Raw genomic sequence first — 25,005 nt, forward strand, 5'->3', positions numbered from 1 at the left:
GAGTTTCGACTATACTACGAAGAAATTACGTAAGCGACAAACCAAGCTATTAGGTTACAGTTCAACATTCAACAATTGCCCCGTAAGTTGAAGCAATTGCAATTCCGCCAATTTGGCGTCATACTTGGCCAAATTCTTATTGGTCTGGGCATTCAAAAGATTGATCTGCGCCTGACGAAATTCTATAGACGTAATCCGCCCCAATTGAAACTGTTCTTTGGAGCGCTCAAAATTGTTGCGGTTGGTGATTACGTTCTGCTCTTGGATCTCATAAATGTTCAAGCGGTTTTCATAGCTCGCCAAGGCATTGAGAATATCACGGTCGACTTCAAGCTCTACTTGTTCTTGAAGCAACTCTTGGTTTTCATAGCTTATTTTAGAATTCTTGAGCAAGGTAGTGGTCCTTCCCCCATCAAAGAGATTCCAGGTCAGACTCGCCCCCAAACCGAAGGTAAGGCTAGACCGGTTACTCCCGGGAATAACTTGGCCCGGCAAAAACGAATTGGGCGCACTTTGGTTTAGGTTCCATCCGTAGGAACCCGTCAGACCGATTTGCGGCAAATACCCCGAACGATTGACCTTGATATCGTATTCGTTAATGTTCAGGTTGCGTTCCGCCTGAAGTATGGATACATTGTTTTCCCGTGCCTGGGCAATCAATTCGTCCAATTGCAAACGCGGAATAAACTTGACAATGGTATCTACCTGAAAGTCCTCGCTCAGACTTTGATTGAGCACAACGTTCAAGTCGCGTTTTGTATTGGCCAGTTGCTGTTTGGTGTTCAACAGGTTGATACTGTCATTGGTAACATCGACCTGGGCATTTAAAATATCCAATTTGGTATTTTGCCCGTATTCAAAAGCATATTCCGCCCGTGTAATACGGTCCAATGAAATTTCGAGGGCCTGCTTGAGCACATTTTCGTTCTCGGTAAGTCGCGCCACCTCAAAATAGATGCTAAACAATTGCAACAAGGTATTCTCTACGGTTTCCCTGGCCTGAAGCTCGGTAAGCTGATATTGTTCTTTTAGCCTTTTGTAATTATACAACCTTCCTAGTCCATCGAACAAGGTATAATTCAAGTTCAACCCGGCATTATAGGTTTGCGATTCGGCATGATCGATCTCTAGGTCTTCACGTGCGCCGCCCGACGTATCGAACTGCCCGGGGTATTCCGTGCTACTGTTCAGGTCATTGTAATTGGCTCCGGCAGTACCGGTCAAACTGGGAAGGTATCCCGAATTCAGTATCCCTTGGTTGTTATCGGCAATTTTGGTCAGGTTTTTGGCCATCTTTATACCAAAATTGTGCTCGAGGGCCAAACGTACGGCCTCTTCTTTAGACAAACGTTTTTCTTGGGCACTCAACCCAAACGTAAGGCAAAGAAAAATAAGGCTAGTTACAATTTTATGTATCATTCTTGTTCTGGTTTCTTTGGATGGGTAGTCGTAGGTATATCCTCCCCAGTTTGTGTCGTTCCCGTTTTGTCTTCTGACGCCTCCTTCAACAAATGTTCTGGCCGTTCAGACATATGTTCTTCTTCCTTTTGTTCCTTTATGGCGCGCTCAACCTCTTCCTTGGTAATATCGTCACCCGTCTTCAGCCACTTGGCCGTCACTTTAAACCTATTGCTAAAGGCCAAGAACAAAGGCAATAACAACAAGGTAAGCACGGTGGCAAATGCAATACCATAAGCAATGGATATGGCCATAGGCTTTAAGAACTGCGCTTGCCTACTTTTTTCCAACAAGAGGGGAGCCAGACCTGCGATAGTGGTTATAGACGTCAAAAATATGGCCCTAAAACGAGAACGCCCTGCCTCGTAAATGGCATCGTCAAATTTCATTCCATCGCGCAGATTGCCATTGAACTTACTAATGAGTACAAGACCATCGTTCACCATAATACCGATAAGGGCGATAATACCCAACATGGATAAGATGTTTACGGGAAAATCATGGATCCAATGCCCCCAAGCCACCGCGGTCAAACTGAAAGGCACCAATAAAAGCAATAACAACGGTTGACTAAAACTTCTGAAGGTAAATGCTATGGTAATATAAATCAACAACAAGACCGAAAGACCGACTACCCTTAAGGAACTCGTCATCTTATTGGCTTCCCTGTTCTGCCCTTCATAAGAAGCGCTAACGGTAGGGTATTTTGATTGTATCTCGGGCATTACCTCGGTACGGATTTCATCCATAATATCCGTAGCACTGGTGGTCTTAGCATCTTTAATATCGGCTGAAACCTGAATTTCACGCTGCCCTTCGAGGTGGTTGATCGCCACATCGCCCCGTTCGATGATATAGCTGGCGATTTCCTTTAAGGGTACGCGGTCACCACTTGGCGTAGCTATCCGCATTTCGTCAAGGTCGGTAATCGATGAGCGGTTTTCACGATCGTACCGTACCCAAACCTTAATTTCGTCTTGCCCTCTCTGAAAACGTTGGGCCTGTGTACCAAAAAACCCAGCCCTGACCTGGTTCATTACGGTACGGAGGTCAAGGCCTAACAAGTAGGCATTTTCCTTTAGTTCAAGTCTTATTTCCTTGATTCCCGCAGGATCATTGTCCGCTACATCCTTCAACAAGGCATTATTTTCAAGTACCGCCTTAAGTTCCTTTTTGGCCGCCTTCAATTCGGCAATATTGTTTCCTAAAAGGGAAACCGACACAGGGTTGCCCCCAAAATTTCCTCCCGAACCATAGATAAGGCTTTCCACTCCGATTACCGGCCCCATCAATTCTTGCAGGCGGTTGGTCACCATATCGGAACTAATTTCATCAGGTCTTTCTTCACCCGGCAAAAGGTTGATATCCAATGATGCGGCCGCACTACCCGGACCAATTTTTCTAATGGTGTTCTCAAACAAGACCTTACCCGTTCCCTTTAAATACTTTTCGGTAAGCTCTTGATTGACGATTATCGATTTCTCCTCAATTAACGAGATAATGGAATCGGTCACCTTTTCATTGGTTCCGTTGGGCATCAAGAGTTCTACGGAAACACGGTCACTGGCCACCCTTGGAAAAAAGGCGGTTCTAATGATCCCACCACCTACGGAGCCCAAAGTAAGCACCAAGGCCATCACAAAAAAGGCAAACATCAGCACCTTGTAGCGCAATCCGAAGCGCAAGGCCGGACTGTATAACTTGTCTCGCATCCAGACCATAAAACGGTCTCCCATTTCGTTGATAACACGCAACTTTGCAAAAGCTTTCCCTACGGCCGTCGTAGGCTCCTTATCTATGGTCTTCAAGGCCTTTGAGTGGGCCAAATGCGCCGGTAGGATAATCACGGCCTCAATTAGCGAAACTGTCAAGGTCAGTATAACAATAACCGACACCTCTCCAAAGAACTCCCCTATCCTTCCATCTAAAAACAGGAATATGGAAAAAGCCAATAATGTGGTGATAATGGCCGAAACTATGGGAGGGATTACCTCCATGGTACCATCAATGGCAGCCTGTATAGGCGACTTGCCCTTTTCGTAATGCTGATAAATGTTCTCCGCAATTACAATACCGTCATCGACCAGAATACCGATTACGATAATCATACCGAAAAGCGACAGCACATTGATCGTTACATCAAAATAACCGGCGAAAATGAACATTCCCAAAAAGGAAATAGGCAGGCCAAAGGCCACCCAAAACGCCAGGCGCGTATTTAAGAACAACGATAAGAAAATGAGCACCAAGATCATACCTACTATAGCATTTTCGGTAAGCAGCTCGGTACGCTGGTTCAAGGTGATACTACGATCACTGACCACGCTCAATTTTATGTTGTTATGTTTATGGTTGAAATCTTCTATGTATTCTTTCACCTTTTCCGCAGAGCCCAAAAGATCTTCGGTATTGGTACTGGTGATAGAAGCATTAACGGAAAGGTTCCCATCAAAATAAGAAGCATTGGGCGATTCTTCAAAACGGTCGCGTATGATGGCCACATCCTTTAACCGCACCGTACTACCCGAAGCATCGGCCCGAATAATCAGATTGGAAAGCTCATCGCCATAATAGGCCCTGTTATTGGCCCGTATCAAATACTCCTCGGCATCGGTCTTGATATTTCCCCCCGTTACCAAAATATTGGCATTGGCCACCGCTTGCGAAACTTCGCTAAAGGACATATTATAGGCCAGTAAGCTATTTTCGTTAACGGCAATCTCTATTTCCTCCAAGGGATAACCGCTCATTTCTATCTGGGAAATGCCATCGATCGTCCGCAATTCGTTCTCGACCTGTCTACCGACTTCCTTTAATGTAGCCAATGGTATATGGTCGCCGCTTATGGCGAAGGTTATGGTCTCCCTTACGGCCTCAAGTTTTGAGACGATCAAAGGCTCCATCCCCGTAGGAAACGAAGGCACCCTATCTACCGCATTCTTTACCTCGAGAAGCATAAAATCGATATCGCGACCCTTCTCGATCTCAACATTGATCACACCACTATTTTCCCGCGCCGTAGAAGTAACACGATCCACGCCCTCCAAGCCCTTGAGGTTATCTTCGATCTTAAGTACGATACCCTCTTCCACCTCTTGAGGCGAAGCTCCCGGATAAGTTATATTGATGGTAATGTTCTTTGAGTCGGTAAGCGGAAAATAACTCGATTTCAATGAAAGCGCCCCGACTACACCAAATATCATAAAGGCCAAGACAAAGACATCTACCGCAACATGGTACTTTATAAAATAAGAGATGATGTTCCTCATTATTCCGCTGTTTTTACATTAGTCTCATCAAAGACCTTGACCAGCATACCGGCATACGCACCGACCACAGGTTTGGAAACAATGGTCAATCCGTCAGGGACATTTTTTAGTATTACCTTTTTTTCGGAGAAATAAACGGGCTTAACATCAATGACATCCAAAATGGTGTCCCTAACCACAAAAATCCTATCGTTCTCGAGCAAGAGCCCCCTGTCGATCTCTATGGCATCTTTTTCTTCCTTGGCATCGAGGCTGGCCTCAAGATACATTCCCTCCTTTAGGTTGGGATCTTTTACCTCAATAAAAGCCTTGATGGTCTGTGAAGCCTGATCTACCTTTCCATTGATTCGGGTTACCTTACCCTTATAAGTCTTTGTTCGGTTCAAGTTGACCAATTCTACGCTCTCACCTACCATCAGCAAGTCTCCATAGACCTTACCTATGGCCACTTCCAATTCGTAAACATCGGTATTGATAAACTCGCCCAGTTTTTGGCCCGACCTTACCAAGCTACCTTCGGTAACCAAGGCTTCGGTGAGCACCCCGTTGAAAGGGGCGGATATTCTGTATTTGTATAAGCGTTGCTCTAAATTCTTAACATTGTAAAAACTGGTCAATACACCGCGTCCGGAAATAAAGTACTTTTCTTTCTCAGAAGTCATTTCGGGCAAAGCCGGCGTACTTTTATCCATATCGAAATCACTGAGATATTTTTGCCACTTCGGAAAGACCTCAGGATAATCGAGTCTTAAATCGGGCATTATGGAAGTAATCAAATTGTACAAACTGCTTTTGGCCGATTGTACACTTGCGGCATATTCGGAAGCATCGATACCGATAATGGTCTCGCCCGACCGATACACTTGCCCGGCCTTGAATAGCTTATGTCCTCTTTTAAAGACACCTTGAACCTCGGAATAGAGTTCTACCCTTTGTTTTGCCCTAAGATTACCGTTAGCCGGAATGACTATGGAAACCGTTCCGTTTTTAACCGTATCTACAAAAACCGTTTTGACAATTTTTTCAGGTTGAGGCCTTGGTCTTTTCTTATTGTTTACAATGGTTATGGCTCCGTAGATAGAAACTATAATCAGTAAAACACCAATAATGGATAAGATGATCTTTCTTGTATTCATAAGTGGTTGGGCTATTTGGCCAAAAATGCTTGGACTACAAAACTATTTAATAGTTTAAGCCCGTTAAGTTAAATGTATCTTAAAACATTGTTTTTTGCACTATGCACAAAAAAAGGGATACTCTACAGTATCCCTTTAACCAAACTAACTAATAAATTATGGAAATCTATTTTTCTATTCTTCGTCTTCAAATTTTGTATCGGCCATTCTTGTTTTGCCATACTTTACATTTTTGAAATCGATTTTATCGTCTTCCCTATCGTAATCGAATACCAAGAATTCTTTCTCTTCCAACGATTTCAAGTTCTTGAACGAATCAAACTTATTGTTTTGTATCTGTAATACCTCTAGGCTTGCAAGCTGACCGAATTCTACGGGTACATCTCCGCCTAATTGGTTATTGGCCAACACAAGCTCCTTCAATTTGGTCAGACCTCCTATTTCGGAAGGAATGCTTCCTTCCAAGGTATTTTCAAAAAGACCGAGGCTCTCCAATTGCGCCAAACCACCGACCGATTTAGGAATATTTCCCTTTAAACTATTACTGGAAAGGTTCAACACCTTTAAGTTCTTGATTTCCCCAATACTCTCGGGAATGCTTCCTGTCAAGAAATTATTGAATGCGGTAAATTCCCTAAGGCTTCGCATTCCACCCAATTCTTCGGGCAGTTCGCCCTTAATTCGGTTCATTTCCAATTTTAGCACTTGAAGTCTTGACAACTGGGCAATTTCTTTCGGAAGTTCGCCGGTAATCCCGTTAAAGGCCAAATTCAACTTCTCAAGCTTTTCAAGATTGGCAATACTGGCCGGGATCGTTCCTTGTAGGTTATTTTTAAACAAATTGATTTCTACCACACGATTGTTTCGCACGGTAATACCTTGCCATGTCTCTATATCAGCGGTCAAATCCCACTTCCTTTCCCACGAATCCCCATCTGTAGCATTGTAAAGATCTACAAGAAATTCTTTCTCTTTGTTCGGTACTTCGGCCCATACCGTATGCACGGTAATGCAGAGAAGTATCAGACAACTAAATAGATTTTTCATATCATGTTTTTTTCGATTGACAGTAAGCTTGGGCGTAAGTCACTGAGAATTACCCTACAAAGTAAGACTAAACATGGTCGAAAAACAAAAAATATCGATTAAGTGCTTGAATATGTTGTGAAAACCCGATAATCTGTTGTGAGAACAAACACGGGCCCTAGATTGGACCTTTTTCTAGAAATTTTCAAGTTCCAAGGTAATATCTTCCCATTTGGCCATCAGCTGCTCCAATTGCTTTTTCTTCTTCTGATAGCCATCGAAAAAATTAGGCTTGGCAATGGTAGCGTCGTAATCCATCATCAACTGATGGTCTATTTCGGCAATCTCCTTTTCAAGTCTAGAAATATCACTTTCTACATTGCTCAATTTATTCTTAAGTGATTTTAATCTCTTTTGATCCTTAAAATCGTTGCCACTGGATTTAGGCGTTACGGCCTTTTTTTGTTGGTCCTGTTTTTTTTCAATGGCCCTAAAATCTTCGACCTTACGTTGCTCAAGGTAAAAATCGATATCGCCTAGATATTCCTTAATCCCTTTATCCTTAAACTCATACACCTTATTGGTCAGCCCTTGAAGGAAGTCCCTATCATGCGAAACCAGCACCAGGGTACCGTCAAAATTCTGCAATGCCTGTTTCAGCACATTCTTCGATTGTATATCCAAGTGGTTGGTAGGTTCATCCATAACCAACACATTAAAGGGTTGCAACAACATTTTGGCCAGAGCCAAACGGTTTCTTTCCCCTCCGGAAAGCACCTTTACATATTTTTCGACCTCATCTCCCCGAAACAGGAAGGATCCCAATATATCCCTTACCTTACTTCGGTTCTTTTCGTTGGCGGCGTCGATCATGGTATCCAATATGGTTTTGTTCCCATCAAGGTACTCGGCCTGGTTCTGGGCAAAATACCCAATTTGCACATTGTGCCCCAACTTCATTTTACCTTCGTAATCAAGATCCCCGACCATTATCTTGGCCAATGTGGATTTTCCTTGGCCGTTTTGTCCCACGAAAGCGGTTTTACTATCACGTTCCAACAGCAGGTTGATATCTTTTAAAACCTCTTTGCTTCCGTAGCTTTTACAAAGGCCTTCTAGCTCAGCTATCACCTTACCGGGCGTTACCGAAACCGGAAAACGCAGGTTCATGACGGCGTTGTCATCTTGATCCACCTCAATGCGCTCCATCTTATCCAGTTTCTTGATAAGCGATTGCGCCATGGAAGCCTTGGTACTTTTGGCCCTAAACTTTTCGATAAGCCGTTCGGCCTGTTGAATTTCCTTTTCTTGGTTCTTTTGGGCATTGAGCTGTTGCTCTTTGATCTCGCCCCTAAGTTTTAGAAATTGTGAATACGGCTTATTGTAATCGTAGATCCGGCCCAACGAAATTTCTATGGTTCGGTTGGTCACGTTATCCAAGAACATCTTATCATGCGAAACAATGACAACAGCCCCCGTATAACCGTTCAAGAACTGCTCTAACCAAATGATCGACTCAATATCCAAGTGGTTGGTAGGCTCATCTAAAAGCAGTACATCGTTGCTTTGTAGCAATAACTTGGCCAATTCTATTCGCATACGCCACCCCCCTGAAAAGGTATCGGTCTTTTTATCGAAATCCTCACGCTTGAAACCAAGGCCGAGCAAGATCTTTTCGGTCTCGCCCTGGTAATTATACCCCCCTAAAATTTCATACCGATGTGTAATATCGCTCAAATCGACCATTAACTGATGGTAGATCTCACTTTCATAATCGGTTCGTTCGGCCAATTGATGGTTGATATCATCGAGCTTGAGCTCCAATGCCTTTATTTCCTCAAACGCTTGATACGACTCTTCCAAAACGGTACGTCCCACGACAAAATCAATATCCTGACGAAGAAAACCGATCTTGATGTTCTTCTCCGTAGCGATCGTACCCGAATCAATAGGCATATCTTTTGACAGCAATTTTAAGAGTGTTGATTTACCCGCCCCGTTCTTGCCGATGAGACCTACCCGGTCGCCCCCGTTCAAACGAAATGAAATTTCTTCGAAAAGATATTCTCCGCCAAAGGATACGGAAAGATTATGAACGTTCAACATACTATAAAATTCTAGATTAAGATAGGCTTCGTGCCTAAAAGGTGGTTTACTCTGTTACTAAGAAAAAAACTATTATTTGTAATAATCGTTACGTTGAATGAAAAGTCAAAATTGTACTTTTGTCCAAAGTTTTGCAAATGTTAAAAAAAGGAAACAAACTATACAGCATTTTAACAGGAAGTTGTCCCAAATGCCATGAAGAGAGTATGTACGAAGACAAAAACCCCTATCATTTGGGTAAAATTTTCGACATGCACGAACGTTGCTCCCATTGCGGCACCAAATATAAGATCGAGCCCTCTTTCTTTTACGGGGCCATGTACGTTAGCTATGCCGTGGGTATCGCCTTTGCCGTAGCCGCATTCGTCATCAGCTTTTTATTCGTAGGGACCAACTTGGTCAACACCTTTATTGCCATCGTCTGCACGATGATCGTGTTTATGCCCCTGATCATTCGACTTTCAAGAAACATCTGGATCAATTTCTTTATTGGCTACGACCCCAATGCCGTGGCCGAATACCATAAAAAAGCTACCGAAAATACTTCTGCGTAAAACGGGCTATATCGAGCTGTGGGTCTAAGGCCTCCCTGTTTTCGACAAAACCGTACAATTGCTTCGATGCCGATGGCCCTATTAGCACTCCTCGGGAACCAAAGCCGTTAAGCACATACATATGCTCCATTTTGGGATGTCTGCCCACCAAAGGCTTCCTATCCTCGACCGTAGGGCGTATACCCGCAACTTGGTCGATAAGTTCAAAATCGCATTTCAACACGGCCCGTAATTTATCCAATAGACCGTTCTTAGCGGCTTCGGTAGGCGTATTCGTCTTGTCGTTCCGCTCATAATTAGCCCCTACCCGATATACATCGCCCCCTTGGGGAATAATGAATATGGCCGACTTAATGGCCTTATCCTCTTTTAGGTCGGGTGCCTTGACCATTAAATATTCGCCTTTGGAACCTTGCAACGGCAAGTAGTTGAAAAAAGGATTGTTCTTTAAACCATAGCCCTCGGCAAAAACAATACGTTTGGCCCTCAGGGTGCCGTAGGCCACACCTTCTTCGGTATGCCGTAAGTTGTCAAAATCAAAAGTCTCCTCTAGCAGCAATGCTTTTTCAAGGAGGTATTTTTTATAGGAAGACAAGAGCGCTTCGGTATCTATTCTTCCGGTATGTTTTACCTCGCCAAATCCGAAAGGGGCGTCTATTCCGGCATTGGTATTGGGTATGAGGTCCGTACTCAAAAACTTGCCCAAGCCTTTTTTATCGGAAGCTTCAAACCATTGGTTTTGCTCTTCCGCGGAGTGAAAGCGTCGGTACACCGGAAGCCCGTAGTCAAGCCTCACCTTTAGTTTGGCCTCCAAATCGGCATAAAAGCTCTTTGCCTCCTGCAACTGTTCATCGGCCTGCCAGGCCAAAGTAAACCGCTTTAAGATAACAGGGTTATAAAGCCCTCCTGCAACCTTGGAAGAGGTTTGTGAATTATCGTTGATGACCTTAAAAGTCTTATTGTGCCCCTCTAACTGTTCACAAAATGAAATACCGGCCAAACCCAGGCCTACAATTATATAATCTACCATGTCCCAAAGGTAGAAAATTGACAATCAAAAAAGCGCCCCGACAAAAAATGTCGGGGCGCTAAATACTATTTGAATTGGAATGTTCTAGGGTCTAGTAAGCCCACATATCTTGTTCACGGTCTCTAATGACCTCTTGAATCCTAGTGGCTTCAAGCAATTGGAACAAGGCGTTGTCGGTGATATAATCGTTTACCTTTCGATCGCCATGAACGTTGTCTTCCCTATAGATTACACCGTTGAAACGTCTTGCGTTAAGCAACATATCAAAAGAGATAGGCTGTGCAGAGTTTCTTTGGTTGAAGACTTTGGCCTCATGCAATATCTGTCGGGCATCTGGGTACCATACCCAAAAAAGCTCAACCTTGGCATCACTGGGATCCATAGAGTCATCATCAATAAAGTTAACATCCGGGGCAACCGGGGCTATACCTAACAAGCGGTACTTTAGCTCACCCTGACGTTTATCAAAATACCACATACCTTTAATTCGGTATTCCTCAATATCGGCTGCGGTAAGGGTTCTCTTCATTACATACTCAGGAGACAATTCCTCCCCAGCATTGATCTGTTCGTAACCGTAATCGGTAGTATCTACCTTTTGCAGTGTACTCTCAAGATCACTAAACTTTCGTTTATCGGTAAAGTAAGAATCCGCATACACATCTTTCAGTCTACCATTTTTGATGTTCTTAATAAGCACATCGTACAATGATCTTCTGTCGTTGCCTATATCGATAGTGTCAGTAGGGTAGTATAAGGGGAAGTTCACCCTTTCGTCGAGATCAATAACTTCCCAAACGGTCTTAGACCAAAGGATGTCACGATCATCAACATAACCATACTCAAGGGGAGCATCATTGTCCAAAGCTTTCTGAGCTTCGGTCTTGATACCTATTTCCTCGGGCTTTTTGGCGTTCAAGATGTTCGCCTGCGCCATCATGGAAACCGGTAACAAAGTTACTGCACCAATTACTAAAGCATTTTTCCAATTCATGTTTGTAAAATTTTAAATTACCGAGCGATCAGAAGACCGCTCGGTTTTACTAGTTGTTATTAGTTTGTTATCTCCACTACAACCGGAGATACTTTCTTCAATTTATAACTCTTGTTATTTGTAATGTAAGCTTGGATATCAAATATCTGAACAGCATCACCTCTTTTGGCTCTTTTAAGGGCCGACTTGGCATTAGCGTTCAATCTGTTTCCGTTTACGCTTACGGTAGGCTGACCAGGAACCTTGAACTTAAATCCGCTAACGGCAAGGTTCAAGTCAAAATCAAAGTCCTCTAACATTGCACCGATAGTAGCGATTTCCATGTTGGCCCTAGGCATTTTAGCACTACCTGTCTGCTTACTTACAGAACCGGCAGGTCTTGGAATATCCTTAATCCTGAACTCAGATTTAGAAGATATGGTCTGACCATCGGGTAATTTACCAGATGCGGTAATGGTAACCGTTCTACCTGTACCAGGGTTCATAACATACTTGCTACCACCTACTGATTTCAAACCAGGTGCAGAAGCGTTAACTTTGTTATTAGGTATACCGGGTATAGAAATACTCATTGGGTTAGCTACACCACGATAAACAACGTTCATCTTATCGGCAGCGATCAAAGCAGCATTAGGCTTGCTAATAGTAGCAAAACTATTCTTAACCGGTACGGGAATCTCTTCGCCATCTTGCTTAAAGTACAATGTACCCTCTACAACGTGATCACCTGCAGCACCTGCACCGATCAACATTTTAACACCACCGGCCTCTAATTTATAGTCGGTACCTTCAGAAAGTTTTCTTCCATCAAGGGTCAACTCAGCTTTTACTGGTGTAGAAGAATTATCGGTTTTACTAATGATAATCTTACCGTCGTACTTCTCACCGGCATAAAAGGCAGACTTACTAGCCTGTAGCGATGTTGCAAAATTCTTAAGTGATACTTGGCTGGTCAACTCACCTTCCAACATTCTTTTAAGAGCGTCTTCCTCAGTGGCCTTAACGTCTGCTTGAAGCGCAGTAATCTTGGCTAAAGAAGCTACTAAGGGATATCCTTCGTAGTGGTAATTGATCCAATCTTGTTTTGTACCGTCCCTTTTTACTTCCTGACCGTTTTCATCACCGGTCTTGAAGCGGACATTTACAGATTCTTTCAAATCCTTTGGTACGATAGCCGCAACTTGTGTACGGTAATCATTGATTCTTTTCATAAACTCCTTTCCACCTTCGGAAAGATTATCGCCTTGAAAGAATTTTTGATCTAAGAAATCGGAATTGTCCATTCGTGCATAATCTTTTGCATCTTCCAGACCTTCTGTCATTCCTTGTTTAAGACCCTCAAGATAGTCGTAATAATCTTGCGACAATTGCTTGATTTTTTGGGCGTCTTGATAAAGCTTTCCGTATTTCTCCGAATCTTCGGAAGCTTTAGTTTCTAGACCATCTAAGAAAGCTAGGTTACTTTCTGTGGTCTTTGCGTTAGAAGCCTCCATCTTTTCGTTCATAATACCGAAAGCTGCAAGTACTTCTTTACTCATGTTTAACGCCAGCATAGCGATGAAGATCAAATACATAAGATTGATCATCTTCTGACGTGGTGTTGCTTTTCCTCCTGCCATGTTTTTTTCTAATTAGATTTGATTAATTGTTCGATTTGGGGTTAACTAATCTCTAATTAGTTTCTGTTCATTGCAGTCAACATACCTCCGTAGACTCCGTTCAAAGAAGAAAGGTTGGTAGCCAATGACTCCATTTGATCTTTTAGGGCAGATGCGTTCTGTACAACTTCTTCGTTTACCGAAGCTTGTTTGCTAGCGCTTTCCAACTGTACTTTGTACAAGCTGTTCAAAGATTCCATCTGGGCTGCGGCCTGAACCATTTCCTCAGAATATTTTCTTGTAGACTCCATAGCGTCAACCGTTGGGGCAATACCTTTGGCAGCACCTTCAAAGTTGCGGATACTAGAACCAAGGCTCTCCATTAAGCTGGCATCAACACCGGCTTCTTTTAGCAAGTTGTCCAATTTAGCGGACAATGAAGCCTCAGCTTCCTTGATTTCCTGGGCTTCGTTACTTCTAGCAACTCCTGAAGAAGCACCACCGGCCAATTCTGGGTATACTAAAGACCAATCGTACTCGTCATCTACAGGCTCAAATGCACTAATGGCAAAAATAAGAGCTTCAGTGATAAGACCTATCGCCAAAAGAAGACCACCTGTTAAAGGTCCGAATTCCCAGTGAAGTATCTTGAATAACGCACCAATAATTACTACCGACGCTCCAAGACCGTAGGCCATGTTGAATAACTTTTTTGTTGATTTTGACTGTGCCATAATTTAAGATTTAATTTGAAATTTAATGTTAATAATAAAGATTTGGTTTACTGTTTGATTTGTTTTCGTCATTTCCAATGGCTTGAAAAATCCGAGGGTGTATTTGTGTATTTGAAATAAACTATAAAACGTAGGTGTTCTATTGTGTTGAATCTTCTTCTCCCATATAATCCTGTACCGTTCGGAAACCGATGTAACTACGTGCCGAATCGGCATATTCGTAATCTCTTGTACTTACCTGTAGGAAGTAAGCAACATCTTTCCAAGAACCACCTCGTATTACTTTTCTAGCATTTGCCCCGTCGCCACCGTTGGGGTTCATTGTAGAAACGAATTCGTAAGATGATGGATCATAGCTGGAGTTGGTCCATTCAGACACGTTACCGGCCATGTTGTAAAGGTTGAAGTCGTTAGGCTCATATGATTTCGCTTCTACAGTGTATAAAGCTGCATCGGCCGCATAATCGCCTCGTTGTGGTTTAAAGTTTGCCATAAAGCAACCTGTATCGCTTATCACGTAAGGTCCGCCCCATGGGTAGGTTCCTCCTTCGATACCACCTCTGGCAGCATATTCCCATTCAGCTTCGGTAGGTAACCTGAACTGGTTTACAAATTGCTTGCCTTTACTTTTTTGGTCATCGTTCTTGAACTTGGTCCTCCAGTTACAGAAGGCCCTGGCTTGCTGCCAAGACACCCCGACTACAGGATACTCGCTGTACGCATCGTGCCAAAAGTAATCGTTGTGCATCGGTTCATTGTACGAGTATTCAAAATCACGGATCCAAACGGTTGTATCTGGATAGATTTCAAGTTCTTCCTGACGGATAAAATCTTTTCTGCTTCCGGTTCTAGAACGGGCGGCAGCTTCGATATCCATCCAGCTGTACTTGTACTTCAATTTGGTTACATCGATAGTACGCTGACCGTTATACGATTCCTCTTCGGGAATGTACAAGGAATCCATAACCTCGGTATAATACTCATCTGGATATTCAGAGATATCCCAGATCAAATCTTCTTCTTTGTTCAAAGCGCGACCTTCAAAACCAGTTTCGCCCATGCCGGCATAATTGTCCAACATGTACTTGTCGTAAGCTGAAAGTTTTGTTGTGTCCGCATCCTTGAACGCATACTCGCCAATACCTCCGTCTTCCGGCCCCAAACCTAGTTCGTCGGCCAATATGGCCAATCGCGTCCTGGTAATGGAATCCTGCACCCATTCTACGAACTGACGATACTCGCTGTTCGTAATCTCGGTATCATCCATGTAGAACGATCTGACCGTAACGGTCTTTGTTGGTGCGTTCAGAACTTTAGCCTGGTCTTCTTCGGATTTACCCATGATAAAGGAACCTCTTGGAATGAGCTCCATACCATAAGGTTTCTCAGGGTACCATTTCTTTCCTTGGACCCCGACTAGCTCTCCTTTGGTTTTTGACCCGCAACTGCTGAGCAAAAAAACAAACGCTATAGATGATAACAATAGCTTTTTCATACTTTAGGTTAAATTTCGATTCTGGTTACTAACTGCAAATACTATGATTTAATTCTACACTCTAAAACTGTGATTTGATCAAATTATTGTATTGAAGGCAATTATACTATATTTTTTTTCAACTCAATTAAAACCTTTTTTATAGGCCTTGAACCACCGCTCAGGAATGTTTTGGTCGCATGCTTCCAGATAGTCCTTTTTGGTGCATGGTAATAACGCCACCGAATTTGATTTAGTATGCGGCGTCAAAATAGAAGGGACCTCTACCCACCACCTATCGGTCAGGTGACTCTTGTGAAAGGTAAGCTCCTCGGTGTCTGTTGGAACAATATACTTGGTAAAGTTTTCACTACTCTCAAATGGCGATTCGTTTCTTCGAAAATTATAACCTTCGATGAAATACCAAATTATCTGGGCCATCAGCTGACACGATTGATTGGTATTCTCCATTTCATAGAGTCCAAATATGTTTACTTTATCACTTATTCCCGCATATCTGGCAATGGCACATATCTCGCGCCCGGTAAAACCGTTGGGCGAAAAGTTATCAGACAATCCTATTTCACTTGCCCTTACGGCACGGGCATCCATACTGATCATATGGGCGTTGCGCAGCACCGGCTCGGCCAAGCTAATATCGGAACCCAGTTCCCCCAAACGATAGGCATCAAAAAACAGACGCTCCATCAGATCGATTTCCTCTTGTGCGTTAAAATAGCTCTGATAGCCGATATTGGAAAAGTTGAACAGGTTATTGGGCTTATCGGTAATGATCTTGCTCATGTACGAATGCGATGAAATCAGCTCGTCGTCCATTCCAAAATCGAACCTACTGTCTACCGCCACGAGATTGACCAAGTCGATAATACCGTCGAACGACCGGTAAGCCGGGTAGGTAATGTCTTGGGTCGCCCCTATTACTATAGGTATGATTTTCTTCTCGAGAAGGGCCGCCAAGGTATTCTTTACTACAAAATACGTATCCTCTACCGTTGCTCCTTCCTCAATATCGCCCATATCGGCCAATTTTGAATCCCAGTTGCCCAACAACAACTTGTACAATTGAATCCGTATAGCCGAGACATCGAGCTTTTCGGTCTTCTTTTCAAAAGCGTTTCTCGATTCTTTCACACCTAGAATGGCAATAGACACCCCCTCTAGGTCGGGAATACCGTCCCTTGTGGTGTGCAACCTTGTATGCTTGCCCAAAGACTGGGCCGCAAATAGTTCACAGTGGGCAATTACTTTATCTTCTACTGGAACCAAAAAATCAAATGCCATTTATCTTGAAAGATTATTTGTGTTTAAACCATAGAGACGCATATAATGCGCCTCCGTTTTTTTCATTTTCGTTTATAAAACCCGCCCTAAAGGACGAAGCTATCGGCACAAGCTATTTCTTTTTGGCCTTGGGCTTAGCCTTTGTTTTTTTCTTCGGCGTTTTCTGTTCGATCATTTTTTTGGCCTCGTCCAAAGACATCTTGGCCGCATCAACGGTCTTGGCCAGCTCTACCTTTACCTTACCTTTTATAATGTTGTGCCTGCCCCAACGTGCCTTTTCGATACGTATACCTTCTTCAGGCCAGTTTTGCACTACCTTATCGATTTCTTTTTGTTTTTTAGCTTCAATCAACTCAATAAGGTCATCATTCGAAAGGTTATCGAAATCATATTTCTTATTAACATTAATAAACATACCGTCCCATTTGATAAAAGGCCCGAACCTTCCGGTTCCTTTCGTTACCTCCTTACCTTCATAGGTATAGATGGGGGCATCGGCTTTTTGCTTTTGCTTTATCAACTCGACCGCACGGTCGAAGTTTACGTCGAAGGCGCTCTCTCCCGCTTCCAGGGACACGAATTTCTTCCCAAAACGCACATAAGGTCCAAACCTACCTACATTCGCCTCGATTTCCTCTCCTTCATAAACCCCTAGCTTTCGCGGAAGCTTGAACAACTCCATTGCCTCATCGTAAGTAATAGTGGTCAAGGACTGTTCGGGCAAAAGGCTTGCAAACTTGGGTTTTTCCTCATCATCAACGGTACCCATTTGAACCATAGGCCCAAAACGCCCCAAACGAACGGACACTTGACGGCCCGTTTTAGGATCCTCGCCTAAAATACGTTCGCCACTGGCTCGATCGGCATTTTCTTGCACATCGAGTACATTCGGGTGGAAATCTTTGTAAAAATCCCTCATCACCTTCTGCCAATCTTCTTCTCCCTCGGCGATCTCATCAAAATCTTCCTCTACCTTGGCGGTAAAATTATAATCAAGGATCGTGGCAAAATGACTTACCAAAAAGTCGTTTACGATCATGCCGATATCGGTAGGCACCAGCTTACCTTTGTCGGAACCGACCATTTCAGAGAGTTTTTTCTCTTTTACGGCACCAGCTTCCAAAAGCAACTGCACATAATTTCGTTCCGTACCCTCAACCGTTCCTTTTTCTACATAGCCCCTATTCTGAATAGTGGAAATGGTCGGCGCATATGTAGACGGTCGACCAATACCCAGTTCTTCGAGCTTTTTCACCAAAGATGCTTCGGTAAAGCGGTATGGCGGCCTTGAAAAACGTTCGGTCGCGGTAATATAATTGTTCTTTAAAGCTTCGCCCACTTTCATGGCAGGAAGCATTCCTTCTTGCTCTTCGGCCACATCTTCTTCATCAAGGCCTTCCATATACACCTTAAGGAAACCATCGAACTTAATGACCTCCCCATTGGCCGTAAATAGCTCTGAATGGGTACTTGCCTTAATTTTTACGTTCGTACGTTCCAATTGGGCATCGCTCATCTGCGAGGCTATGGTACGCTTCCAAATCAATTCGTACAATTTAGACTGGTCGCGCTCAAGTGATGGTGATTGATTGGTTATATCCGTGGGTCGAATGGCCTCGTGAGCCTCTTGCGCCCCTTTCGACTTCCCTTTAAAGTTACGGACGGTACTGTACTTTTCACCGTAGTTGTCTATAATGGCATCTTTGGCCGCCGCTATGGCTTCCCCCGAAAGGTTCACACTATCGGTTCTCATATAGGTGATAAGCCCCGCCTCGTATAGACGCTGTGCCACTTGCATTGTTCTACCTACCGAAAAATAAAGCTTTCTTGAAGCTTCCTGCTGTAAGGTAGAGGTGGTAAAAGGTGCCGATGGCGACTTTTTTGCCGGTTTTTTATCTAGGTTCCCAACTGAAAAATCAGCCCCTATGTTTTCGTTCAAAAAGGCCTGTGCCTCTTCTTTTGTAGGGAAGGTTTTGTTCAATTTTGCCGTAAACACACTACCCTCAAGGGTCTTGAACTCTGCCGACACCCTAAAGGACGCTTCTGCTGTAAAGGCCTCAATATCCCTTTCCCGTTCCACTATAAGACGAACGGCAACGGATTGTACCCTACCGGCCGAAAGTCCCGGTTTGATCTTTTTCCATAACACGGGAGAAAGCTCGTACCCCACCAAGCGGTCTAACACCCTTCTGGCCTGTTGGGCATTGACCAAGTTATAATTGATCTCTCGCGGATTTTCTATCGCTTTCTGTATGGCAGACTTGGTAATGGAGTTAAAGACAATACGCTTGGTCTTATTTTTATCTAGGCCCAAGGTTTCCGCTAAATGCCAGGAAATGGCTTCTCCTTCGCGGTCTTCATCACTTGCGAGCCATATTGTTTCCGCTTTCTTGGCCAAATCCCCAAGTTTTTTCACCAAGGCTTTCTTGTCTTTATCGACAATATATTTGGGCTTAAAATCATTCTCGACATCTACCCCTAGTTCTTTGGAAGGTAAATCGGCAATATGCCCGAAACTGGACTCTACCTTATAATCCTTTCCTAAAAACTTTTCTATCGTTTTTGCCTTTGCAGGTGACTCTACTATTACTAAATTCTTAGCCATTCATGGTTTGTTTGATAAAACAAAAGTAATTGATTTTTTTAATTAGCTGCCATACCTTATATATTAGACATAAAAAAAACACCCCGTAAATAGGGGCGTTTCAAATTCGTTTACCATAAATTTACTTCAAATCGAAGGTACTCAGCAATCGAATGCTATCGTTCAAATACACATATTGATACAGCACTTTATCACCTATCATCAACAGGGATTCCTCTAGGGGAATCACATCATAGGTCACAATGTCCTTAAAGTGGCTTACCAATTTTAAATCATTTACATCGGTCTTGTCATACACCTTTAGGCCATCATCCCCATCACAAACAAAAAGCCAACTATCTTTAAAACCTATACCATAAGGACCTTCCAACGGATAAAATTTCTCCAGTTCAGGACTCGCCAAATTTGAAACATCAACGATATAGAGTCCGCTCTCGGTGTTCCCACAGGAGTTTTCGCCCCTTAGGGTAACGAAGGCATAATCGCCATCGACCACTACAGGATCACAAGCCGTGCCATGGACAAATTCTGAAACGTACTTCGGTTTTTCAGGCGATGAGATATCGTAGATATACATACCTTGGGTACCTCCTATAAACAATATATCCCCCTGATTGTATATGGTCTCGATCGCCCCGTTTACATAAACATCCTCTAAGGTCTTGGGTTCACTCAAATCGGAAATATCAAAGACACTGATACTGGACCACTCTACCGCGTACAGATAATCGTCTACGATCTTAAACCGCGCCAATGACCCACCCTGCCCCGTCTCGGAACTAGTGTTACTAAAGGCGACGTCGCCATTGGGACCGCCGACCCCGTATTTATCCTGAAGCTCTTCTTCCGAAAGGCGTTGCGACTTTACCTCCCATCCAACAATAGCTTCCTTACTGGCATCGAAACCCTCATAATCATAAAAATCGGCCTGTGGCCAATCGACATCAAAACCTACGGTACACCAAAATTGCTGGTAGATGGCCCCTTCCATTCGCTTCACCATCTTAACTGCATTGATATCCGAAATATCCATAATGACCAAATCGCCATAACTATCGGCATATAGGTGGTCATTTTTGATGGAGATATCATAATTCCCCTCCAACTTGATAAACGAAATGGCATGCGGGTTTACGGGATTACTGTTATCGATTACATGAAAGCCCCGGTTTACATCGTTAACGAAAACATAATCTTTATAGGCGTAGATTTTACCCGATTCTTTGATGGGCACAGGCTCGGTAACGGCAACGGCCTCCTCTTTAAACTGTTTTAAATCGGCAGTAATGGGTGTTGCCACAAGATACTCGCCCCCTTGGGCATCGTCTTTATCATCGGCACAGCCGATAAAGGCCAGCACAGCAATTACCCATACTAAACCTAGGGTCTTTTTCATAGTTTTTGGTTTGATTGGTTGAAAAACGGTCGATACCCTATCGACCTATCTACCAATCAGATGCGCCAAGCAATGTAACGTTGCGTAGCTTCCTAAAAAATTATATCGACAGGCTAGACCCCATCCTCTTTGAAACCGACACCATTTTTATACATATAATAGGTAGGAACCTTAGAGAACATGGCGGTAAAGAATATCCCCACCCCACAAAGTACAATACCAAGCTCGGCCATTATACCCGAAAGAATGATCAATCCGAAAATAATGAACCAATTCTTGTTGCCCAATTTAAAGCAAGCCTTTAGTATATCTATCGAAGATAATTCTTCGTTAAACGCAAAAAATGCCGGTAACAGGGACAGGGGTACCATGGCATATATTAATCCGACACCACAAAGCAACATTCCCGCTATGGCCACCAACAACATTAAAAGCCCCAGCCCCAAACTTTTCTTCCATCTGCCATTTTTCAAGTAATAAAAATAATCCTCGGGTTCTGAAATCCCTAGGTCTTTCATCCTACAAATTCTCATAAAGGCCGCATTAAGGGCCACCGATATGGTCATAACCCCCAAGATCAACACAGGCATCAGAAGAAACATGGCCAAACCCATTACAGGTGCCATCACATCACTTTCGAACGTAGCGGGATTACTGACTCCCAGCACAATAAAGGGAACATAAAAAATCAGGTAAAGGGGAATCATTAGCACCAAAGTCAACAAGATTGTTATAAACCCTTGCAACCATACTTTTTTAAAAAGCTCAATAGCGCTACTAAAGACGGTGCCAAAATCGAGGATAGGGTTCTGTTCTATTTTTTCGGTAAGCTGGTTCAAGGTCATAATTTTTAGTTTTCGCCTAAGATAAAAAGATCTTGACACGAGTACAGTTGTAAAATAATATTAAAATTCACTGTCAATTTGTCACAAACTTGTATTAAGCCCTATATTTGCTGCCCGTTATATTAGAAAGGTAAGCTTAGATATGGAGAAAATTATAGACGAATCGCTTCAGGGAACTACCCTGACCATTGAAGATAAAAACGCCAATAGCAAAAAACTCTATATTGAAAGCTATGGGTGTCAGATGAATTTTTCAGATAGTGAAATCGTCGCATCGATATTGGCCAACGAAGGTTTCAATACCACACAAAACCTAAAGGAGGCCGACCTAGTATTGGTAAACACCTGTTCGATACGCGAAAAGGCCGAACTTACCGTTCGCAAGCGATTGGAAAAATTCAATGCCATCAAGAAAGACAGGCCACATATGAAAGTAGGTGTACTGGGCTGTATGGCCGAACGCCTTAAACACCAATTTTTAGAGGAAGAAAAAATAGTGGACATGGTCGTAGGCCCCGATGCCTATAAAGACCTGCCCAATCTGATCCAAGAAATCGACGAAGGCCGTAGTGCCGTAAACGTTATTCTCTCTAAAGACGAAACCTATGGCGATGTTGCCCCGGTGCGGCTCAACACCAACGGAGTAACCGCATTTGTATCGATTACAAGAGGCTGCGACAATATGTGTACGTTTTGCGTGGTTCCCTTTACCCGTGGCCGTGAACGCAGTCGTGACCCGCAGTCTATCATAGACGAGGTCAACGACCTTTGGAGCAAAGGTTTTAAGGAAATTACCTTACTCGGACAAAACGTAGACAGCTACCTATGGTATGGGGGCGGTTTGAAAAAAGATTTCGAAAAAGCATCGGACATGCAAAAGGCCACCGCGGTAGACTTTTCACAATTGCTGGAAAGGGTAGCCTTGGCCCAGCCCAAAATGCGTATTCGTTTTTCAACTTCAAACCCCCAGGACATGACCCTTGACGTCATACATACCATGGCCAAGTACGACAATATCTGCAACTACATCCACCTTCCGGTACAGAGCGGAAGCAACCGCATCTTAAAGGCCATGAACAGGCTGCATACCCGTGAGGAATATTTTGAGCTTATAGACAACATTCGCAAGATCATTCCCGATTGCGCCATTTCACAGGATATGATCACCGGCTTCCCTACGGAAACGGAAGAAGATCACAAAGACACCCTGTCATTGATGGAGTATGTAAAATACGATTACGGCTTCATGTTTGCCTATTCCGAAAGACCGGGAACATTGGCCGAACGCAAAATGGAAGATGACGTTCCCGAGGAAATCAAAAAAAGAAGGCTTTCCGAAATCATCGCCCTTCAAAGACAACATTGCCAAGAGCGCACCGAACAGCATCTTGGTAAGGTTCAAGAGGTGTTGATCGAAGGCACTTCCAAGAAATCGGACGAGCATTTCATGGGCCGAAACTCACAGAACACCGTTGCAGTTTTCCCTAAAGAAAATTATAAAGTAGGTGATTTTGTCATGGTACGAATGGACGATTGTACCTCGGCCACCCTCATTGGAGAGGCCGTGGGATATTCAGAAAACAACTAAATCCAACAGCCCACGAATTGCAGACTAAGATGGAGAACATACAAGCCATAAAACAACGATTTGAGCTTATTGGCAACGACCCCAAGCTCAACCGTGCCATAGAGAAGGCCATTCAAGTGGCCCCGACCGATATTTCCGTTTTGGTAACGGGCGAAAGTGGTGTGGGCAAAGAGGCCATTCCGAAAATAATCCATTCCCTTTCCCATAGAAAGCACGCAAAGTACATTGCGGTAAACTGTGGGGCCATACCCGAGGGCACAATCGACAGTGAACTCTTTGGACACGAAAAAGGGGCCTTTACCGGTGCCACCCAAACCCGAAGCGGTTATTTTGAAGTTGCCGACGGGGGAACGATCTTTTTGGACGAGGTGGGCGAATTGCCGCTAACCACCCAAGTAAGGTTACTTCGCGTTTTAGAAAACGGCGAATTCCTAAAAGTGGGTTCTTCCCAGGTTCAAAAGACCAATGTGCGTATTGTAGCGGCCACGAACGTGAATATGCTCGATGCCATAAAAAAGGAAAAATTCAGGGAAGACCTATATTACAGGTTGAGCACGGTTGAAATCAATATTCCTCCTTTGCGCGAGCGACAGGGCGACATTCATTTGCTTTTTAGAAAATTCGCCTCCGATTTCGGACAGAAGTACAAAATGCCCACCATACGCCTAGACGACGATGCCGTAGATCTTTTGTTAAAATACCGCTGGCCCGGAAACATCCGCCAACTAAGAAACATAGCCGAACAGATTTCGGTACTCGAAGAAAGCAGAAATGTATCGTGGGAAACCCTCAACGGTTACTTACCCAATGCCAGTAGCTCAAACCTACCCGCGGTCATAGGCCAAAAAAAATCGGAAAGTGACTTTAGCAACGAAAGGGAAATTCTCTACAAGGTCTTGTTCGACATGAAAAGTGACCTTAACGACCTAAAGAAACTCACCTTGGAGCTGATGAAGAACAGCGATGGTGAAAAGGTACAAGAGGAAAACGAAGGCCTTATCAAAAAAATCTATGGCGACAATGGCGAAGAAGTCGAGGAAGACGAACGCACCCCTTTAGAAGTACTACACTTGCCCGAATCACGAATGGAAAAGCACACTCCCAAGCCCGTGATGGAAGACAAGTATCATTTTGCCGAAGAAATTCAAGAAGAAGAAACCTTATCTTTACAGGAAAAGGAAGTTGAACTTATAAAAAAATCACTGGAACGCAATCGCGGAAAACGCAAGGCGGCCGCCGCCGAACTCGGCATTTCGGAACGCACCCTATACCGTAAAATAAAACAATACGACCTGTAGCACCCCTAAAGCGATACAGTTACAACCTTAATATTTAAACGAGACCTTGAAAAAAAACACATACACCATACTCTGTTTAGTTCTATGCTTAAGCCTAAGCGGCTGTGGCGTCTATAATTTTACAGGGGGCAACGTGGGTACCGCCACTACTTTTACGATACCCACCTTTCAGAACTACGCCACACAGAACCCCGGCTCTACGTTCGAGCCCGGACTCGAAAGAGACTTTACATTGGCACTTCAAGACCGTATCTTGAACCAGACCAGTCTTGACCTTACATCTTCCAATGGCGACCTGCTTTACGAAGGGGAAATTGTAGAGTTCCGCATTTCGCCCATGAGTGCCACGGCCCAACAGACCGCGGCCCAAAACCGCTTATCGATGGCAGTAAACGTCCGTTTCTATAATAAGACAAAAGAAGATGCCGATTTCGAACAACGTTTTTCGTTTTTCTATGACTACCCGGCCAACTCACAACTCTCTGCGGTAAAGACGGAGGCCTTGGAAGTAATTTTCGAAAGAATCACCCAAGATATATTCAACGCCTCATTGGCCGATTGGTAATTTTTTTCGCTAGGCACAAAGAATCAA

The 25,005-nt window shown here is 43.6% G+C and carries 18 protein-coding genes; 4 read left to right on the forward strand and 14 right to left on the reverse strand.

Going from position 1 to position 25,005, the window contains the following annotated elements; translation table 11 throughout:
- Positions 1 to 54: 54 nt before the first annotated feature.
- The 5 genes from B4Q04_RS00845 to B4Q04_RS00865 form a co-directional block, all read right to left on the reverse strand.
- On the reverse strand, positions 55 to 1,419 hold the full coding sequence (locus B4Q04_RS00845; RefSeq protein WP_013992507.1) for a TolC family protein: 1,365 nt from the start codon (positions 1,417 to 1,419) through the stop codon (positions 55 to 57).
- Positions 1,416 to 4,727: an efflux RND transporter permease subunit gene (locus tag B4Q04_RS00850; protein ID WP_088695731.1), complete on the reverse strand. Its 3,312-nt coding sequence runs from the start codon at positions 4,725 to 4,727 to the stop codon at positions 1,416 to 1,418. The genes B4Q04_RS00845 and B4Q04_RS00850 overlap by 4 nt, the downstream gene beginning before the upstream one ends.
- A complete protein-coding gene (locus B4Q04_RS00855) occupies positions 4,727 to 5,863 on the reverse strand; it encodes an efflux RND transporter periplasmic adaptor subunit (RefSeq protein WP_088695732.1) in 1,137 nt (378 codons plus the stop codon). Before B4Q04_RS00855 ends, B4Q04_RS00850 begins: the two co-directional genes overlap by 1 nt.
- Before the next feature lie 174 nt (positions 5,864 to 6,037).
- Positions 6,038 to 6,910: a leucine-rich repeat domain-containing protein gene (locus B4Q04_RS00860; RefSeq protein ID WP_088695733.1), complete on the reverse strand. Its 873-nt coding sequence runs from the start codon at positions 6,908 to 6,910 to the stop codon at positions 6,038 to 6,040.
- 174 nt (positions 6,911 to 7,084) lie between these two features.
- The gene (locus tag B4Q04_RS00865) at positions 7,085 to 8,995 is read right to left on the reverse strand and encodes an ABC-F family ATP-binding cassette domain-containing protein (RefSeq protein ID WP_013992511.1); all 1,911 of its coding nucleotides are present in this window, start codon (positions 8,993 to 8,995) and stop codon (positions 7,085 to 7,087) included.
- Positions 8,996 to 9,132: 137 nt separating this feature from the next.
- Here B4Q04_RS00865 and B4Q04_RS00870 point away from each other — a divergent pair, with 137 nt between their 5' ends.
- A complete protein-coding gene (locus B4Q04_RS00870; protein ID WP_013992512.1) occupies positions 9,133 to 9,549 on the forward strand; it encodes a DUF983 domain-containing protein in 417 nt (138 codons plus the stop codon).
- On the opposite strand, the gene B4Q04_RS00875 is transcribed toward B4Q04_RS00870, so the two are convergent.
- From B4Q04_RS00875 to B4Q04_RS00915, 9 genes are all read right to left on the reverse strand, one after another.
- Positions 9,527 to 10,579, reverse strand: a complete 1,053-nt coding sequence (locus B4Q04_RS00875; RefSeq protein ID WP_088695734.1) for an NAD(P)/FAD-dependent oxidoreductase — start codon at positions 10,577 to 10,579, stop codon at positions 9,527 to 9,529. The two genes, B4Q04_RS00870 and B4Q04_RS00875, sit on opposite strands and share 23 nt — an antisense overlap.
- Positions 10,580 to 10,670: 91 nt before the next feature.
- On the reverse strand, positions 10,671 to 11,573 hold the full coding sequence (gene gldN, locus B4Q04_RS00880; protein WP_088695735.1) for a gliding motility protein GldN: 903 nt from the start codon (positions 11,571 to 11,573) through the stop codon (positions 10,671 to 10,673).
- 59 nt (positions 11,574 to 11,632) lie between these two features.
- Positions 11,633 to 13,192, reverse strand: a complete 1,560-nt coding sequence (gene gldM, locus B4Q04_RS00885; RefSeq protein WP_013992515.1) for a gliding motility protein GldM — start codon at positions 13,190 to 13,192, stop codon at positions 11,633 to 11,635.
- Between the two features lie 56 nt (positions 13,193 to 13,248).
- On the reverse strand, positions 13,249 to 13,905 hold the full coding sequence (gldL, locus tag B4Q04_RS00890; RefSeq protein WP_013992516.1) for a gliding motility protein GldL: 657 nt from the start codon (positions 13,903 to 13,905) through the stop codon (positions 13,249 to 13,251).
- Between the two features lie 139 nt (positions 13,906 to 14,044).
- The gene (gene gldK, locus B4Q04_RS00895) at positions 14,045 to 15,400 is read right to left on the reverse strand and encodes a gliding motility lipoprotein GldK (protein WP_013992517.1); all 1,356 of its coding nucleotides are present in this window, start codon (positions 15,398 to 15,400) and stop codon (positions 14,045 to 14,047) included.
- Positions 15,401 to 15,523: 123 nt separating this feature from the next.
- Positions 15,524 to 16,681 (reverse strand): formimidoylglutamase, encoded by a 1,158-nt coding sequence (locus B4Q04_RS00900; RefSeq protein WP_013992518.1) that lies wholly within the window; start codon positions 16,679 to 16,681, stop codon positions 15,524 to 15,526.
- Between the two features lie 112 nt (positions 16,682 to 16,793).
- On the reverse strand, positions 16,794 to 19,286 hold the full coding sequence (topA, locus tag B4Q04_RS00905) for a type I DNA topoisomerase (RefSeq protein WP_088695736.1): 2,493 nt from the start codon (positions 19,284 to 19,286) through the stop codon (positions 16,794 to 16,796).
- Positions 19,287 to 19,407: 121 nt separating this feature from the next.
- Entirely contained in the window at positions 19,408 to 20,682 is a 1,275-nt protein-coding gene (locus B4Q04_RS00910; RefSeq protein ID WP_013992520.1) for an LVIVD repeat-containing protein, read from the reverse strand.
- A gap of 113 nt (positions 20,683 to 20,795) precedes the next feature.
- On the reverse strand, positions 20,796 to 21,527 hold the full coding sequence (locus B4Q04_RS00915) for a hypothetical protein (protein WP_088695737.1): 732 nt from the start codon (positions 21,525 to 21,527) through the stop codon (positions 20,796 to 20,798).
- A 142-nt stretch (positions 21,528 to 21,669) separates the two neighbouring features.
- Here B4Q04_RS00915 and miaB point away from each other — a divergent pair, with 142 nt between their 5' ends.
- From miaB to B4Q04_RS00930, 3 genes are read left to right on the forward strand one after another with little or no spacing between them, the layout of a single operon-like run.
- On the forward strand, positions 21,670 to 23,115 hold the full coding sequence (miaB, locus tag B4Q04_RS00920) for a tRNA (N6-isopentenyl adenosine(37)-C2)-methylthiotransferase MiaB (protein WP_013992522.1): 1,446 nt from the start codon (positions 21,670 to 21,672) through the stop codon (positions 23,113 to 23,115).
- A 29-nt stretch (positions 23,116 to 23,144) separates the two neighbouring features.
- Positions 23,145 to 24,413 (forward strand): sigma 54-interacting transcriptional regulator, encoded by a 1,269-nt coding sequence (locus B4Q04_RS00925; RefSeq protein WP_013992523.1) that lies wholly within the window; start codon positions 23,145 to 23,147, stop codon positions 24,411 to 24,413.
- 46 nt (positions 24,414 to 24,459) lie between these two features.
- A complete protein-coding gene (locus tag B4Q04_RS00930; RefSeq protein ID WP_013992524.1) occupies positions 24,460 to 24,978 on the forward strand; it encodes an LptE family protein in 519 nt (172 codons plus the stop codon).
- Positions 24,979 to 25,005: the final 27 nt, after the last annotated feature.

The sequence above is a fragment of the Zobellia sp. OII3 genome (assembly GCF_002211465.1).
Taxonomy (GTDB): Bacteria; Bacteroidota; Bacteroidia; order Flavobacteriales; family Flavobacteriaceae; genus Zobellia; species Zobellia galactanivorans.

What these genes read in the sequence shown, in the direction of transcription:
- B4Q04_RS00845 (WP_013992507.1), bottom strand. Translation starts at nt 1,419, where the DNA reads ATGATACATAAAATTGTAACTAGCCTTATTTTTCTTTGCCTTACGTTT.
- B4Q04_RS00850 (WP_088695731.1), bottom strand. Translation starts at nt 4,727, where the DNA reads ATGAGGAACATCATCTCTTATTTTATAAAGTACCATGTTGCGGTAGAT.
- B4Q04_RS00855 (WP_088695732.1), bottom strand. Translation starts at nt 5,863, where the DNA reads ATGAATACAAGAAAGATCATCTTATCCATTATTGGTGTTTTACTGATT.
- B4Q04_RS00860 (WP_088695733.1), bottom strand. Translation starts at nt 6,910, where the DNA reads ATGAAAAATCTATTTAGTTGTCTGATACTTCTCTGCATTACCGTGCAT.
- B4Q04_RS00865 (WP_013992511.1), bottom strand. Translation starts at nt 8,995, where the DNA reads ATGTTGAACGTTCATAATCTTTCCGTATCCTTTGGCGGAGAATATCTT.
- B4Q04_RS00870 (WP_013992512.1), top strand. Translation starts at nt 9,133, where the DNA reads ATGTTAAAAAAAGGAAACAAACTATACAGCATTTTAACAGGAAGTTGT.
- B4Q04_RS00875 (WP_088695734.1), bottom strand. Translation starts at nt 10,579, where the DNA reads ATGGTAGATTATATAATTGTAGGCCTGGGTTTGGCCGGTATTTCATTT.
- gldN (WP_088695735.1), bottom strand. Translation starts at nt 11,573, where the DNA reads ATGAATTGGAAAAATGCTTTAGTAATTGGTGCAGTAACTTTGTTACCG.
- gldM (WP_013992515.1), bottom strand. Translation starts at nt 13,192, where the DNA reads ATGGCAGGAGGAAAAGCAACACCACGTCAGAAGATGATCAATCTTATG.
- gldL (WP_013992516.1), bottom strand. Translation starts at nt 13,905, where the DNA reads ATGGCACAGTCAAAATCAACAAAAAAGTTATTCAACATGGCCTACGGT.
- gldK (WP_013992517.1), bottom strand. Translation starts at nt 15,400, where the DNA reads ATGAAAAAGCTATTGTTATCATCTATAGCGTTTGTTTTTTTGCTCAGC.
- B4Q04_RS00900 (WP_013992518.1), bottom strand. Translation starts at nt 16,681, where the DNA reads ATGGCATTTGATTTTTTGGTTCCAGTAGAAGATAAAGTAATTGCCCAC.
- topA (WP_088695736.1), bottom strand. Translation starts at nt 19,286, where the DNA reads ATGGCTAAGAATTTAGTAATAGTAGAGTCACCTGCAAAGGCAAAAACG.
- B4Q04_RS00910 (WP_013992520.1), bottom strand. Translation starts at nt 20,682, where the DNA reads ATGAAAAAGACCCTAGGTTTAGTATGGGTAATTGCTGTGCTGGCCTTT.
- B4Q04_RS00915 (WP_088695737.1), bottom strand. Translation starts at nt 21,527, where the DNA reads ATGACCTTGAACCAGCTTACCGAAAAAATAGAACAGAACCCTATCCTC.
- miaB (WP_013992522.1), top strand. Translation starts at nt 21,670, where the DNA reads ATGGAGAAAATTATAGACGAATCGCTTCAGGGAACTACCCTGACCATT.
- B4Q04_RS00925 (WP_013992523.1), top strand. Translation starts at nt 23,145, where the DNA reads ATGGAGAACATACAAGCCATAAAACAACGATTTGAGCTTATTGGCAAC.